This is a genomic window from Halorussus gelatinilyticus (assembly GCF_023238445.1).
GTDB classification, from domain to species: domain Archaea; phylum Halobacteriota; class Halobacteria; order Halobacteriales; family Haladaptataceae; genus Halorussus; species Halorussus gelatinilyticus.
In genome coordinates this window covers 2,538,288-2,551,683 of the sequence record NZ_CP096658.1, presented here as the reverse complement: position 1 = coordinate 2,551,683, position 13,396 = coordinate 2,538,288, and the positions used below count along the sequence as shown (strand labels likewise).

Genomic DNA, 13,396 nt, shown 5'->3' with positions numbered 1-13,396 from the left:
TGACGAGAGAGAACGGAATTCGGAAGCGGACTACCGAGTCAGTTCCACGGGCCGAAGTCGGGGTCCACCTGCCGCTCGCGCCGGTCGATGCTCTCTATCTTCTCGACGTCCTCGTCGTCCAGTTCGAGGTCGAGCGCGCCCCAGTTGTCCCGAATGTGGTCTTCGCTGGAGGCCTTCGGAATCGCGGCCACGCCGTCGCGCTGGAGGAGCCATGCGAGGCTGACCTGCGCGGGAGAGGCGTCGTGTTTCTCGGCGACCTCTTCGATTTCGGGCACGTCGAAGACCTGCCCGCGGGCCAGCGGCGAGTACGCTACGAGGTTCACGTCGTTGTTTTGGCCGTACTCGACCAGTTCGTCCTGCGGGAGCAGCGGGTGCATCTCGACCTGATTGGCGAACACCGGCGCGTCGAGGACGTCCTGGGCCTCGTCCAGATGGCGCGGCTCGAAGTTCGAGACGCCGACGTTCTCGATGAGACCGTCGTCGTAGAGCTGGTCGAACGCCGACAGGGTGTCCTCGGGGTCGTACTCGTTGGCGGGCCAGTGGACGTACAGCAGGTCCACGTAGTCGGTACCGAGCTTGTCGAGGCTCTCCTTCGCGGTGTGAATCACGTCGTCGTGCGAGAGGTTGCTCGTCCAGATCTTCGTTGCGAGGAAGACGTCCTCGCGGTCCACGTCGGCGTTCGCGATGCCCTCGCCGACGTGCTCCTCGTTGTCGTACGCTTGGGCGGTGTCGATGTGGCGGTACCCCATGTCGAGCGCCTGTCGGACGCTCTCGGCGCAGGTCTCGGCGTCGGTGTTCTCCCACGTGCCGAGACCGAGTCGGGGCATTCCGTCCAGTAGCTGCGCGTCGTCGAGTTCCTCGCGTTGAGCCATAGCGTGTTCAGATTGGGCGAGCGCGAGGAAAGTGGTTTCGGCGTCGGAAATCTCTGTGTTCCCGCCCGAGACGATTCGGCGAGTTTCGTCCCGGAGCCGCCCCGCTACAGTTTCCGGAGCCGAGCGCCGAAAGCGAAGAAAACTCTTTTAACCTATCTGCCGTATGGGGTTCAATAGCAAAGATATCCTATGATAGATATCACGATGGACATGGAGCAGTACGACTGCCCGTTCATCGACACTACCGACGACCACGCGGTCGGCTTCTCGGCCATCCAGTGGGACTTCGACAGGGTGAACGACCGACTCGAGACGCGGATGATGGTCGAAGGCGAGAGCCGCGGGGCGCTCTCGGACGGTCTCTCGACCCTGCGGGACCACGAGAACATGCACGACTACGCCCTGTTGACCCGCCGGGACAACGTCGCCCACATCCGGACGGTCATCGGCGAGACCGACGCGATGGAGACGGTTCGGGACAACGACGGCTACATCACCGGTCCCTTCCACATCGAGGAGGGGAGCGAAGTCTGGCACGTCGGCTTCGACGGCATCAAGGAGACCGACACGACGCTCTCGGAACTGGACCGGGGCAACGAGTACGAGGTCATCGACCGGAAGAACACGGAACTCCCCCAGATGCAGGACTTCGTGCAGAACGCCGGGGCCGCGATGACGCTCATCGAGGGGTGTCGGGACCTCTCGGACGTGGAGCGCGAGACGCTGGAGACCGCCGTCTCGGACGGCTACTTCGAGAATCCGCGGGGCGCGACGCTCGGCCACCTCGCCGACGAGTTCGACGTGTCCAAACCCGCGGTGTCGAAGAACCTCCGGCGTGGCCAGCAGAAGATGATTCAGCGTGTGGTGGAAGCGCTGGACGAACTGGAATAATCGGGGGCGCGGCCGGGACCGACCGGGCAGTTCGGAGGCCGCCGTCGCGGGATAGGTTTTTGTAGCCTGCTTGTCCACTCTCCGCTATGCCACGAGTCGAACGCACCGACGGACCGTCCGTCACCTGCGACGCCTTCGAGGAGGGCCGCGAGGGACTGATTCTGAAGGACAGCCACGGCCGGAACGTCGGCTGGCTCCCCTTCGAGAAGGTCGAACACGTCCTGCCAGAGAGCGGCGGGAAGTGATTTGAGACAGTCGTACCGGTACTGATAGCTGGTAGTACGATTTCTTCGTCCAGTGTTCAGTCCGTGACTGATTCGGCTGTTTTACTCAGTCGGTGGTGTTCGACGGATACCAGCGGTTCCAACGTCACAAGGCTTATACGGATATCAAAGATGGAACTTTCGTATGCGAACCGCCCTCCGTCGCATCGCTGCCGGCGCGCTCGCCTACGTCGTCTCGTACGTCCTGACCGGACTGGTGACCGTCCCCCGACTCGGCCGGTATCTCGTGCAGGGCTCGTACAGCGCAGCCATCCTCGACGTGTACCACTCGGCCGGGAGTCCGCTGTGGCAGGCCGTCGGCTGGTTCACGCTGAACGCCCACGGGATTTCCGTCGACGTCGCCGCCGTGCGGAACACCGGAAACTTCGTCTACGAGGGAGCGCTCTGGCTCGGCATACTCCCCGGATGGCTGGGACTCGTCCCGGTGGTAGCGTGCCTACTGGTCGGGGTGGCAGTGACCGCGAGGGGTCGCTCCTCGCCCGTCCCGGTGAGCGTCGGCGCGTACATGGTTCCGGGGTATCTGTTCGCCGTGCTGCTATCGTCGGTCGCGTTCGCAGGCGCGCTCGGTCCCGTGGCCGCATCTGCGAGCATCGCACCGCTCAGACAGTACCTCGGCGGCAGGTGGCTACTTCTCGTCGTCCTCGCGCCGCTCGTCTTCGGGTCGCTCGGCGCGTTGCTGGGCCAATCACCCGTTCTCACGGCTACCATCGAGCGCTTGCGGTCGGGTCCGTCGCTCCGGTAGGTCGGTTCGTCATCCGGCACACCCCGAACCGCCCCGCCGAACCGCTATCGACGAAATCTCGTTACCGACCACTGCTACTCGTAGGTCAGTGTCATCCCGTCGTCGAAGCGCAGGTCGCCGCCGTTGAGGTGGCTGGCGTGTTTCGAGAAGCCGAACGCGAACAGGTTGGCGACCTCGACGGGCGTCATCATCTCCCTACTACGCGACTGGCCGAGCATCACGTCCTCGACGACCTCCCGAACGGAGATGCCGCGCTGTTCGGCGGTGTCGGGAATCTGGTCGGTGACGAGCGGCGTCTTCACGTAGCCCGTGCTGACCGAGAACGCGCGAACGTCGGCGTCGGTCGCCTCGCTCTCGGCGGCGAGAGACTGGGTGAGACCCCGGATGCCGAACTTCGCCACGTTGTAGGCCACCTTGTCGCTGGTGACGTAGTGGCCGTGGACCGACGCCATGTTGCCGACGCAACCGAAGCCGTTCTCGCGCATGTGAGGCAGACACTCCTTGGACAACTGGACCGGCGCGCGCACCATGACTTCCTGCATCCGGTCGTAGGCCTCCATCGGGAACTCCTCGATGGGGTCGATGTGTTGCATCCCCGCGACGTTGGCGAGGAAGGCGACGTTTCCGCGGTCGGTCGCCGCGTCCACGATGTCGGGCACGCCTTCCCGCAGGTCGCCCGCGACGGTCTCGACGGTGCCCCGTAGGTCGTGGTCTGCGGCCCTCTCGCGGGTCTCGGCGAGGCCGTCCTCGTCTACGTCGGTGGCGACCACGGTCAGGCCGTTCTCCGCCAGCACGAGCGCCGTCGCGCGCCCGATGCCCGAGGCTGCGCCCGTGACGAGCGCGACGTTCTCGGGCGCGAACCGGTCGTCGTCCACGACGAGGGCGTCTTCGGGCGCGAACTCCGGCGGTGTCACTTCGTCGGACATGCGCGAAGACAGTCGCGCCGTCGTTGAAAAACCGCAGGTTAACGCGTGAAACCGACCGACAGAGGCCCGGTCCGGGACGGACCGAGGGCCGACCGACGACGGACCGGCGACGAACCGACGGCGGTCGTTCACATGTTAACCCCGCAGTATTTGCCGGATAGGACGTATCACTCCAATCTGTTATGGTGGATGACAGCGTTTCACGACGACGATGGCTCACCGCGCTCGGCGCGACCGGGGCGGCGGGACTCGCCGGTTGTACCGGCGGCGACGGTGGACAGAGTACGACGACTACGAGTACGACCGCGGCCGAAGAGACGACGGAGAGCGGCATGACCGAAACCACGGCGACGACGACGGAGCAGGCATCGGTCTCGGGCAAAGTGAAACTCGGCGTCCTTCAGCCGACGTCGGGCGACCTGAAGTACTACGGCCAGCAGGCGCTCTGGGGGTTCTACTCCGGCCTCGCGCACAAGGCCGGGACCGACCCCATCGGCGACGCCAGCACGGGCAAAAAGACCGTCACGGTCGGCGACGTGGACTACGAACTCGTCGTCCGGGACACCCAGTTCAGCGCGAAGAAGGCCCAGTCGCTGGCGACCGACCTCGTGATGAACGAGGAGGTGGACATGCTGTTCGGGTGTGCCTCCTCCGGAGCGGCCAGCCGCGTCATCAAGACGGTAGCGAAACAGGCCCAAGTCCCCTACATGGTCGGTCCGGCGGCCTCCGCGGGCATCACGAGTAGCTCCGAGACCTGCGGGAACATGGTCTTCCGCGCGAGCGAGAACACCGCGATGGACGCCCGCTCGGGCGGGAAGTACGTCGCCAACCAGTCGGACGTCTCGAAGGTGTACCTGTTCGGCGCGGACTACTCGTTCGGCAAGGCGGTCGTCAACAACTACGAGCAGGTCCTCAAGGACGAGGGCGTCGAAATCGTCGGCAAGAAGTTCGTCCCACAGGGGTACTCGGAGTGGAAGGGGCTGCTCGACAACGCCCAGAGCGCGGGCGCGGAGGGCATCGTCGGCGGGTTCACCGTCGCCACCCTGCCGAAACTGTTCACCTCGTTCCTCAACGGTAGCTACGACTACCGCGTGTTCGGCGGCTTCGCCACCCAGATCACCAACAGCGTCGTCGGCCAGACGCTCCAGAAGGCGCTGGGCAAGCCGCTCACGAAGGAGAAGCTCTCGAAGACGGGTCTCGGCCCGTTCACGACGCGCTACCACTGGAACCAGTACGACAACGACATCAACAGCCAGTTCGTGGACACCTACACCAGCACGTACGGCGTCGTCCCGGACCTGTTCACCTCGGGCACGTTCACGGCCGCGTCGGCCATCGTGCAGGCGGTCAACGCCGGCGGTTCGACCCAGAGCGCGGACATCGCGGAGGCGCTCCGCGGGATGACCGTCACGGAGACGCCGAAGGGGAAGAACGCCTACACCTTCCAGAAGTACAACAATCAGGCCCGGTCGGCGATGACCGTGGCGAACCCGGTCCCGACGACCGACGAGTGGGCCGACAGCTGGAAGGCCGCGATCATGCCCAGCGAACCGCTGGCGACCATCGGAGCCGAGGAAGCCACGATTCCCAAGAGCGGCGTGGACTGCTCGCTGTAGGCCATGTTGCGAACCTCGGGATTGACGAAGGAGTTCGGCGGTCTCACGGCCGTCGACGACGTGGACTTCGCGCTGGAGGACGGCGAGTTGTGTTCGCTCATCGGTCCCAACGGTGCCGGAAAGACCACGTTCTTCAATCTGCTGACGGGCGTGTTGACCCCGACCCGCGGAACCGTCGAGGTCCGACGCGAGTCGGGCGGGTGGCGCGACGTGACCGACGCCACGCCCTACGAGACCGCGAACCTCGGTCTCCACCGCTCGTATCAGATAACGAACGTATTTCCGACCAGCACGGTGCTGGAGAACGTCCGCGTCGCCGCGCAGGCCGCCAGTAACGACGGCGCGAAGCTCTGGCGCAACGCGAAGGCCTTCGAGGCCCACCGCGAGGAAGCGCGCGCCATCCTCGACCGCGTCGGTCTCGCGGACGAGGCCGACACCGCGGCCGAGAGCCTGAGCCACGGCGCGAAGCGCCAGTTGGAGGTCGGCATCGCGCTCGCGGGCGACCCCGACGTGCTGCTCATGGACGAACCCAACGCCGGGGTCTCCTCCGAGAGCGTGGACCGCATCATCGACCTCATCGAGGACGTCGCCACGGACCACGCGGTCCTGCTGGTCGAGCACAACATGGACATCGTGATGAACGTCTCGGACCGCGTGGTGGTCCTGAATCAGGGCGCGGTCATCGCGGAGGGCACGCCCGAGGAAGTGCGGGGCGACCCGACCGTGCAGGAGGCGTATCTCGGCGGCTACGAGGCCGGAAGCCTCGACGCCGACGAGACCGCGACCGACTCGCCGGACGCCGGGACCGACGCGGAGGAGGGAACGGCGTGACGGCGACCGACCGCGACCCGCGCTCGGTGCGACGGACCACCGGGATGCGCTCGACTACACCGACCACGAGCCGATGCTCGGCCTCACGTTCCGCCGTCCGGGTGGACGAAAGGGGCCGGTCACGCGAGCGGTGCGCGGCGCATCGCGCCGAGCGACCGCGAGCGGGCGGGGGCTTTCCGGACGGAGGCTCCGCCGTTTCCTCTCGCAGTCGTAGCGACGACACGCACGAGAACAACAACCTACACATTTCTAAGGAAAATAAGATTATTTCTCAAAGAAATCTAAGGGAGGTTCCAAAGTGACGCTACTCGAAGTGGAGAACGCTCACACCTACTACGGCGAGAGCCACATCCTCGAAGGCGTCTCGCTCGAAGTCGGCGAGGGAGAGGTGGTCGCGCTGGTGGGTCGGAACGGCGTCGGCAAGACGACGACGCTCCGGACCATCCTCCAGTTGACCCCGCCCAGCGAGGGCGCGGTCCGCTATCGCGGCGAAGACGTGACCGGACTGGCGACCCACGAGGTCGCCGACCGGGGCGTCGGCTGGATTCCCGAGGAGCGGCGCATCTTCACGCAGTTGTCCGTCGAAGAGAACGTCAAGGTCGCCGTCCCTGAGGGCAACGACGTTCGCGCGGCGGTCGAACGCGCCTTCGAGACGTTCCCCGATTTGCGGGACCACAAGGACCGCGACGCCGGGAACCTCTCGGGCGGCCAACAGCAGATGCTCGCGCTCTCGCGCGGACTGGTCGGCGACAACGACCTCCTGCTGGTGGACGAACCGAGCGAGGGTCTCGCGCCGCTCATCGTGGAGCGAGTCGCCGAGGCCCTGAACGACGCCGCCGAGGACACGACCATCCTGCTGGTCGAGCAGAACCTGCCGCTGGCGCTCGATTTGGCCGACCGGTTCTACGTCGTGGACAACGGACAGGTCGTCGAGTCCGGGAACGCCGACGAGACCTCGGCCGACGACGAACGACTCAGGAGGTATCTCAGCGCATGACACAGGAATCGCTCGCGAGCGCGACGCTCGGGAGGTGTCGCCCGTGACCGGAGTCGAATCGACGCTGGCGAACCTCGTCGTGATGGCGGGGTTCGTGGACGCGCTGGGACGGTTCCTGCGCCCGCAGAATCTGGCTGCCGTCTTCGTGGACGGACTGGCGAAGGCCGCCATCTACGTGATGATAGCCGGCGGCCTGACGCTCATCTTCGGGCTGATGGGCGTGCTGAACTTCGCCCACGGCTCGATGACGATGATCGGCGCGTATCTGGGCGGACTGATAATGATCGCGCTCGTCGGCGGTGGCGTCGGCTTCGGCGCGAACCTGCTGTTCTTCTTCGTCGCGCTGGCCGCGACGTTCGCGCTACTGGCGGGACTGGGCGGCGTCGTGGAGGTCGGACTCATCCGACGGCTCTACGACCGCCCGCCCGTCTACCAGATTCTGCTCACCTTCGGGCTGACGCTGATTCTGGACGAACTCGTCCGCATCGCCGTCCTGTTCTACGGGATGCAACCGTCCAGCGACTGGCAGTCCGCGCTCGGGACGAAACCGAGTGCGCTCGCCGCGTCGGTCGATTTGGGCATCGTCTCGGTCAGCGGCCTCTCGCTGTTCGAAATCGCCTTCGGGACCGCGACCGTCGCGGGCCTCTGGGCGTTCCTCACCCGGACGCGGTACGGCATGATAATCCGGGCCGGGAGCGAGGACGCGGAGATGACCGAGGCGCTGGGCATCGACGTGCGCCGGGTGTTCACCGTCGTCTTCGCCTTGGGTGCGGGCGTGGCGGGCGCGGCCGGGACGCTGTTGATGTGGGACCCCGCGTGGGGTGCCAGCGTTCCCCTCGCCGCGGACACCCTGCTCCCGGCGTTCGTGGTCGTCATCATCGGCGGTCTCGGCACCTTCCGGGGCACCGTCGTCGCGGCGGTCATCGTCGGAATGACCGACGCCACGATGACGTGGTGGTTCGTCAACGAGATCGACTTCGCGGGCCTGCCCGAGATGACCATCTTCCTCATCCTCGTGGTGATGCTCGTCCTGCGCCCGCAGGGGCTGTTCGGCGTCGAGGAGGTGGGCGGCCATTAGCGCAGAAACCGCCGACTCCGACGCGGACGCGACCGCGGCGGAGACCGACCCCGAACCCGAGACCGAATCCGCGGCGTCGTGGCCCGTGCGCTACGCCCGCGAGCAGACCGCACACCTCGTGGTCATCGCCTTGCTCGCGGCCTACCCGGCCGTCTATTCGGCGCTCGTCAACTCGCCGCTGAGTTCCGAGATGGTGACCCTCCTGCCCGACGTGGAGACGATGATAGCGGTCCTCTACTTCGGGCTGTTCGCCATGTCGTTCGACTTCATCAGCGGCTACACGGGCTACCTCTCGTTCGGCCACGCGGCCTTCTACGGCGCGGGGGCGTACTTCGTCGTCCTCGCGTCGAACGGGAAGATACCGTTCGTCGCCACGAGCACGTCGTTCGTCGTCCTGCTCGTGCTGGCTGGACTCGTCGCGGTCGTCCTCGCGTTGCTCATCGGCGCGGTGTCGTTCCGACTCTCGGGAGTCTACTTCGCCATGATTACGCTGGGCTTCTCGCAGGTGCTGTACGTGTTCGTCCGCGGCTGGGACTACGCCGCCTCGAACCCGCGTGACGGTCCCGCGGTCCTCGAACGCACCGACCCGTTCAGCGTCGGCGTGCCCGGCGTGGACTCGCTGAACCTCGCCATCGGGCAACTCGCGGGCGACAGCGTGGAGGGCTTCCTCGGCTTCCTGAACTTCGGGACGACCGAGGTGTCCTACTACATGATCGGTCTCGTCGTGCTGGTCTGTTACTTCGCCATGCAGCGCATCATCCACTCGCCGTTCGGCCGCGTGCTGGTCGCCATCCGCGAGAACGAGGAGCGCGCCGAGGCCGTGGGCTACGACACCTTCTGGTACAAACTCGGCGCGTTCGCGGTCTCGGCGTTCTTCGCCGCGGTGGCCGGCGGCCTGTTCGCCGGCTTCCAGCGGTCGGTCTCGCCCGAGAGCACCTTCTACTTCCTCGTGACCGGCGACGCACTGCTGGCGTCCATCATCGGCGGGTTCGGCACGCTGGCCGGCCCGCTCTACGGCTGGCTGTTCGACGAGAGCGTCACCGAGTTCCTCTCGAAGACCGGCGAGGGCGGCGGACTCCTGCCCTATCTCCGCGAACATCTCGGCGAGGCGACGATGACGACGGAACTCTGGAACGGACTGACGGTCGGACGGGCCATCGACACGTTCCTGAACGGCCACGCCGAACTCTACATCGGCGTCGTCTTCGTCCTGTTCGTCCTGTTCGTTCCCAACGGTCTGCTCGGCACCGTCCGGGACCGCCTCGGCGGCCCGGTCGGCAAGCAGGTCGCGGCGCGACTCCGAGGTGACGGGAAATGAGCGAGGGACGAACGAGCGAGGAGAGCGCCACGGTCGGGCTGACCGGCTACGGCACCTACGTTCCCGAGGAGGTCGTCACCGGCGAGGAGATAGCCGCCCAGAGCGGCATCCCCGAGGAGGTCGTGGTCGAGAAGATGGGCGTCCGCGAGAAGCGGGTCTGCCCGGCCGACGACGACCACGCCACGGACATGTGCGTGAAAGCCGCCGAGGACGCGCTCGCGGACGCGGAAATAGACCCCGAAGCGGTCGATGTGGTCCTCTACCACGGGTCGGAGTTCAAGGACTTCGTGGTCTGGAGCGCCGCGGCGAACGTCGCCGAGCGGTTGGGTGCCGACGAGGCCTTCGCGGTCGAGAGCTACGCGCTCTGTGCGGGCGCGCCCCTCGCCATCAGACAGGCCAAGTCCCAACTGCTGGCCGACGCGCCCGAGACCGCACTGCTGGTCTCGGCGAGCCGCGAGGAGGACCTCGTGGACTACGAGAACGAGGACTCGTCGTTCATGTTCAACTTCGGGAGCGGAGCCTGCGCGATGGTGCTGGAAGCGAATCCGGACGAGTCGCGCACGCGGGCCACCGTCCGCGAGAGCGCCGCCGTCACGGACGGCAGTTTCTCGGAGGACGTCGTCATGCCCGCGGGCGGGTCCCGCAATCCGCCGAGCCACACCACGGTCGAGCAGGGCCTGCACACCCTCGACGTGCCCGACCCCGACGGCATGAAGGAGCGACTGGCCGACGCCAGCCTCCCGAACTTCGAGCGGGTCGCCGACGACGCCTTGCACCGGTCGGGCTACGACCGCGACGACCTCGACTTCGTGGCGCTGACCCACATGAAGCGGTCGTTCCACGACATCCTGACGAGCAAACTCGACGCCGCGGACTACTACCTCGACGAGTACGGCCACGTCCAGAGCGTGGACCAGATTCTCGCACTGGACGAGGGCTTGGCGCGCGGACTGGTCGAGCGCGGCGACGTGGTCTGCTTCCTCGCCGCGGGGACGGGCTACACGTGGGCCGCGACCGTGCTGGAGTGGCACGGATAGCGCGAACGCTCGGTTACGTCGGTGTTTCCGCGAGAAGCGAACTCGTTGCTACGGGCGACGCCGAAACCGCCGCCCCCGGTCAGGACTGCGTGGCCGCGCCGTTCTTGATGGCGGTCTTCTGCTTGCACTCGAAACAGCCGTGAACTTCGCCGTCCCGTCCGGCGAAGACCCGCTCGAACTCCTGGGTGACGAACGCGCCGCAGTTCTGGCACTCGGGCATGGCGTTGTTTCGGCGCGGCGATAGTTGACTCTTGGGGCTACAGCGGCGGCTCACGCGTTCTGGCGGGGCGGCCGGCGCGAGCGAAGAAACTGTTTCGTTCCGAAACTCCTTTTCCGTCTCCGCGAACGTCTCCGGTGTGAACGACGAGAGACTCCAGTTCTACGCGCTCTATCTGACGCGGTTCGCGTCCGGGTTCGGGTTCGTCACGCTCCTGACGCTCCTGCCGAAGTACATCACGCTGTTCGGGGCGTCCGGGCTCGTCGTCGGCCTGTTCACGACGGCGTTCACGGGTGCCCAGACGCTCGCCACGATTCCGCTGGCGTGGGCGGGCGACCGGGGCGACAAGCGCCTCGTCCTCGTCTCGGTCCTCGGGCTGAGCGTCGTGAGCTACGTGGCGTTCGCGCTCGTCTCGACGCCCGCCGCCGGGTCGTGGCAGTTCATCCTCGTCCGCGGGCTACAAGGCGTCGCCGTCACCGGGTCGGGTCTGATGTCGCTGGCGCTCGTCGGCGAACTCTCGCCGCCCGACGGACGCGCCAACCACATCGGGAAAGCGAACGCGTGGCGACTCGCCGCGGGCATCCTCGGCGGACTCGCCGCGGGCGGCCTGTACGAGTGGGGCGAACGGCTCGGGGTGGACGGTTTCGACGTGGTGTACGCACTGCTGGTCGCGCTCCTCGTGCCCGCGATGGTCGGCGTCTGGTACCTGCTGGACGAGGACGAGACGCGGGTCCGGGGTAACCCCTTCGCGGGACTCGCCTTCAACCGCCGCCTGCTCACGCTGACGAGCTTTCGCGCCCAGTACGCCGTCGCGGTCACGCTCGTCCGGACGTGGGTGCCCATCTTCGCGGGCGTCACCGCGGCGAAGGGCGGACTGGCCTACGCGCCGTTCGCGGTCGGCTTCGTCCTCGCGGCCGAGAAGGTAACGAACATGCTCCTCCAACCGTTCACCGGCCGCCTCTCGGACCGCGTCGGCCGCTCGCTGTTCGTCTTCGTCGGCGGCGGTCTCTACGGACTGGTCGCGCTGGTCGTCCCCTTCACGCCCGAAATCGGGACCGCGCTCGGGCTTCCCGCCACGTTCCCCGTCTTCGGGAACCTCTCGGCCGCTTTCCTCCCGCTTCTGGCCTGCAACGCCCTGCTGGGCGTCGCCGACAGCGTCCGGGAACCCGCGAGCATGGCGCTGTTCGCCGACGAGGGCACCGACGACGGGAGCGTCGCGTCGAGTTTCGGCATCCGGGAACTGGTCTGGAGACCCGGCAGCGTCCTCGCGCCGATGCTCGGCGGTGCCCTGATGACCGCGAACATGGACTGGGTGTTCTTCGTCGGCGGAGCCGCCGCCTTCTCGGGCGTCTTCACCTTCCTCGGGGTCCTCTCGCACAACTACGGCGCACAAGCGCTGACCGAGTGGTAGCGTTGGGCCGACCCCGACGAGCCGTCCCACACTACCGCAACTTCCTTTTCGGACGCCCGCGACCGCTCGCCATGGACGAACGGATTCGGTCGGTTCTCGACGCTGCGTTTCCAGACCGCGAGGTCGAGAGCGTCGAGGCCGCGGAGCCGTCGTGGAACGACAATAACGAGACCGTCGCCGTCGCGTTCGCGGACGACGATGCCGACCGCGAGCGAATTTATCTCAAAATCGCCGCGGACGGCGACGCCTCCCGAATCGCCCGCGAGCGGGCGGTGATGGAGTACGTGGGAACTCGCTCGTCGGTGCCGGTGCCGACCGTCTTGGCGAGCGAGACGGCGGGCGAGGTCCCCTACCTCGCCACCGCCGCGATGGACGGCCAGCGCCGCTTGGAACTGTGGTACGACGAGGAGGCCGACGAGGAACGCCACGCCCGCCTCGCCCGGCAAATAGGCCGGTCGCTGGCCCGCCTCCACGAACTCCGATTCGAGAGCCACGGTCACGTCGTCGGCGGAGACGCCGACGGACTCGAACTCGAAACCGGTCCGTGGACCGACGTCCTCGTGGAGCGAATCGAGCGAATGGCCGACATCGCGGGCGACGGTCGGTTCGACCACCACTTCGAGGAGGTCGTCGCCGCGGTGGAAGCGAACCGCGACCTGCTGGACGGCGCGCCCGCCGCGCTGGTCCACGGCGACCCCGCGCACCCGAACTGCGTCCACGCAGAACTCGATACCGGCGACGAGCGCGTCGGCCTCCTCGACTGGGAGATTTCGCACGTCGGCGACCCGGCCAGAGAGCTTCGTCGGACCTGTCGCTTGCAGTTCGGGCCGCTCCGGTCCGTCGGACCGGAGCGGCTGGTCTCGGCGTTCCACGCGGGCTACCGCGAGACGGCGGGGTCGCTCCCCGAGGGGTTCGAGGCTCGGCGACCAGTCTACGACGCCGTGACCTTCCTCGGAGCCTCGGGGTTCTTCGAGAAGTGGGAACACCGCGCCGACGACCCGACCGAGGAGTTGGCCGCGGAGGTGCGGGCCGAGATGGATAGACGACTGGCGGCGATTCGGTGACGGGAGGGTGATTCCATTTCGGGAGGGGGTTTCGGTTTCGGAGGTCTCGACGGGAACTCCGGAACTCGGACGCGAGAACCGGACTCGGGGACCGCGTTGTGGAACGCCCCCG

14 protein-coding genes are annotated in these 13,396 nt (G+C 66.9%); 11 read left to right on the top strand and 3 right to left on the bottom strand.

Annotated features, from left to right (window positions below):
* Positions 1-38: 38 nt before the first annotated feature.
* The gene (locus tag M0R88_RS13120; RefSeq protein ID WP_368409348.1) at positions 39-872 is read right to left on the bottom strand and encodes an aldo/keto reductase; all 834 of its coding nucleotides are present in this window, start codon (positions 870-872) and stop codon (positions 39-41) included.
* A gap of 189 nt (positions 873-1,061) precedes the next feature.
* On the opposite strand from M0R88_RS13120, the gene M0R88_RS13115 reads away from it, so the two are divergent.
* The 3 genes from M0R88_RS13115 to M0R88_RS13105 all read left to right on the top strand — a co-directional run bounded on the left by M0R88_RS13115 (position 1,062) and on the right by M0R88_RS13105 (position 2,789).
* Positions 1,062-1,763, top strand: coding sequence for a helix-turn-helix domain-containing protein (locus M0R88_RS13115; RefSeq protein WP_248653949.1), 702 nt, complete (start codon positions 1,062-1,064; stop codon positions 1,761-1,763).
* A gap of 86 nt (positions 1,764-1,849) precedes the next feature.
* On the top strand, positions 1,850-2,008 hold the full coding sequence (locus tag M0R88_RS13110) for a hypothetical protein (RefSeq protein WP_248653948.1): 159 nt from the start codon (positions 1,850-1,852) through the stop codon (positions 2,006-2,008).
* A 163-nt stretch (positions 2,009-2,171) separates the two neighbouring features.
* On the top strand, positions 2,172-2,789 hold the full coding sequence (locus M0R88_RS13105) for a DUF7978 family protein (RefSeq protein WP_248653947.1): 618 nt from the start codon (positions 2,172-2,174) through the stop codon (positions 2,787-2,789).
* 74 nt (positions 2,790-2,863) lie between these two features.
* On the opposite strand, the gene M0R88_RS13100 is transcribed toward M0R88_RS13105, so the two are convergent.
* Positions 2,864-3,715 (bottom strand): SDR family NAD(P)-dependent oxidoreductase, encoded by an 852-nt coding sequence (locus M0R88_RS13100; RefSeq protein ID WP_248653946.1) that lies wholly within the window; start codon positions 3,713-3,715, stop codon positions 2,864-2,866.
* Between the two features lie 185 nt (positions 3,716-3,900).
* Here M0R88_RS13100 and M0R88_RS13095 point away from each other — a divergent pair, with 185 nt between their 5' ends.
* The 6 genes from M0R88_RS13095 (at position 3,901) to M0R88_RS13070 (ending at position 10,592) form a co-directional block, all read left to right on the top strand.
* The gene (locus M0R88_RS13095; RefSeq protein WP_248656710.1) at positions 3,901-5,331 is read left to right on the top strand and encodes an ABC transporter substrate-binding protein; all 1,431 of its coding nucleotides are present in this window, start codon (positions 3,901-3,903) and stop codon (positions 5,329-5,331) included.
* Positions 5,332-5,334: 3 nt separating this feature from the next.
* On the top strand, positions 5,335-6,162 hold the full coding sequence (locus tag M0R88_RS13090; RefSeq protein WP_248653945.1) for an ABC transporter ATP-binding protein: 828 nt from the start codon (positions 5,335-5,337) through the stop codon (positions 6,160-6,162).
* Between the two features lie 298 nt (positions 6,163-6,460).
* Positions 6,461-7,159 carry an ABC transporter ATP-binding protein gene (locus tag M0R88_RS13085; RefSeq protein ID WP_248653944.1) on the top strand — a complete coding sequence of 233 codons (699 nt, stop codon included), beginning with the start codon at positions 6,461-6,463 and terminating at the stop codon, positions 7,157-7,159.
* Between the two features lie 82 nt (positions 7,160-7,241).
* Positions 7,242-8,237 (top strand): branched-chain amino acid ABC transporter permease, encoded by a 996-nt coding sequence (locus M0R88_RS13080; RefSeq protein WP_248656709.1) that lies wholly within the window; start codon positions 7,242-7,244, stop codon positions 8,235-8,237.
* Positions 8,238-8,427: 190 nt separating this feature from the next.
* Positions 8,428-9,555, top strand: a complete 1,128-nt coding sequence (locus M0R88_RS13075) for a branched-chain amino acid ABC transporter permease (RefSeq protein ID WP_248656708.1) — start codon at positions 8,428-8,430, stop codon at positions 9,553-9,555.
* Entirely contained in the window at positions 9,552-10,592 is a 1,041-nt protein-coding gene (locus tag M0R88_RS13070) for a 3-oxoacyl-ACP synthase (RefSeq protein WP_248653943.1), read from the top strand. Before M0R88_RS13075 ends, M0R88_RS13070 begins: the two co-directional genes overlap by 4 nt.
* A 79-nt stretch (positions 10,593-10,671) precedes the next feature.
* Here M0R88_RS13070 and M0R88_RS13065 read toward each other — a convergent pair whose 3' ends face one another.
* The gene (locus tag M0R88_RS13065) at positions 10,672-10,812 is read right to left on the bottom strand and encodes a DUF7563 family protein (protein ID WP_248653942.1); all 141 of its coding nucleotides are present in this window, start codon (positions 10,810-10,812) and stop codon (positions 10,672-10,674) included.
* Positions 10,813-10,948: 136 nt separating this feature from the next.
* On the opposite strand from M0R88_RS13065, the gene M0R88_RS13060 reads away from it, so the two are divergent.
* A complete protein-coding gene (locus M0R88_RS13060; protein ID WP_248653941.1) occupies positions 10,949-12,220 on the top strand; it encodes an MFS transporter in 1,272 nt (423 codons plus the stop codon).
* Between the two features lie 71 nt (positions 12,221-12,291).
* Entirely contained in the window at positions 12,292-13,284 is a 993-nt protein-coding gene (locus M0R88_RS13055) for a phosphotransferase family protein (RefSeq protein ID WP_248653940.1), read from the top strand.
* Positions 13,285-13,396: the final 112 nt, after the last annotated feature.

Excerpts from the sequence above, each read along its gene's own strand:
- M0R88_RS13120 (WP_368409348.1), bottom strand. The coding sequence starts at position 872 with ATGGCTCAACGCGAGGAACTCGACGACGCGCAGCTACTGGACGGAATG.
- M0R88_RS13115 (WP_248653949.1), top strand. The coding sequence starts at position 1,062 with ATGATAGATATCACGATGGACATGGAGCAGTACGACTGCCCGTTCATC.
- M0R88_RS13110 (WP_248653948.1), top strand. The coding sequence starts at position 1,850 with ATGCCACGAGTCGAACGCACCGACGGACCGTCCGTCACCTGCGACGCC.
- M0R88_RS13105 (WP_248653947.1), top strand. The coding sequence starts at position 2,172 with ATGCGAACCGCCCTCCGTCGCATCGCTGCCGGCGCGCTCGCCTACGTC.
- M0R88_RS13100 (WP_248653946.1), bottom strand. The coding sequence starts at position 3,715 with ATGTCCGACGAAGTGACACCGCCGGAGTTCGCGCCCGAAGACGCCCTC.
- M0R88_RS13090 (WP_248653945.1), top strand. The coding sequence starts at position 5,335 with ATGTTGCGAACCTCGGGATTGACGAAGGAGTTCGGCGGTCTCACGGCC.
- M0R88_RS13080 (WP_248656709.1), top strand. The coding sequence starts at position 7,242 with ATGGCGGGGTTCGTGGACGCGCTGGGACGGTTCCTGCGCCCGCAGAAT.
- M0R88_RS13075 (WP_248656708.1), top strand. The coding sequence starts at position 8,428 with ATGGTGACCCTCCTGCCCGACGTGGAGACGATGATAGCGGTCCTCTAC.
- M0R88_RS13070 (WP_248653943.1), top strand. The coding sequence starts at position 9,552 with ATGAGCGAGGGACGAACGAGCGAGGAGAGCGCCACGGTCGGGCTGACC.
- M0R88_RS13065 (WP_248653942.1), bottom strand. The coding sequence starts at position 10,812 with ATGCCCGAGTGCCAGAACTGCGGCGCGTTCGTCACCCAGGAGTTCGAG.
- M0R88_RS13055 (WP_248653940.1), top strand. The coding sequence starts at position 12,292 with ATGGACGAACGGATTCGGTCGGTTCTCGACGCTGCGTTTCCAGACCGC.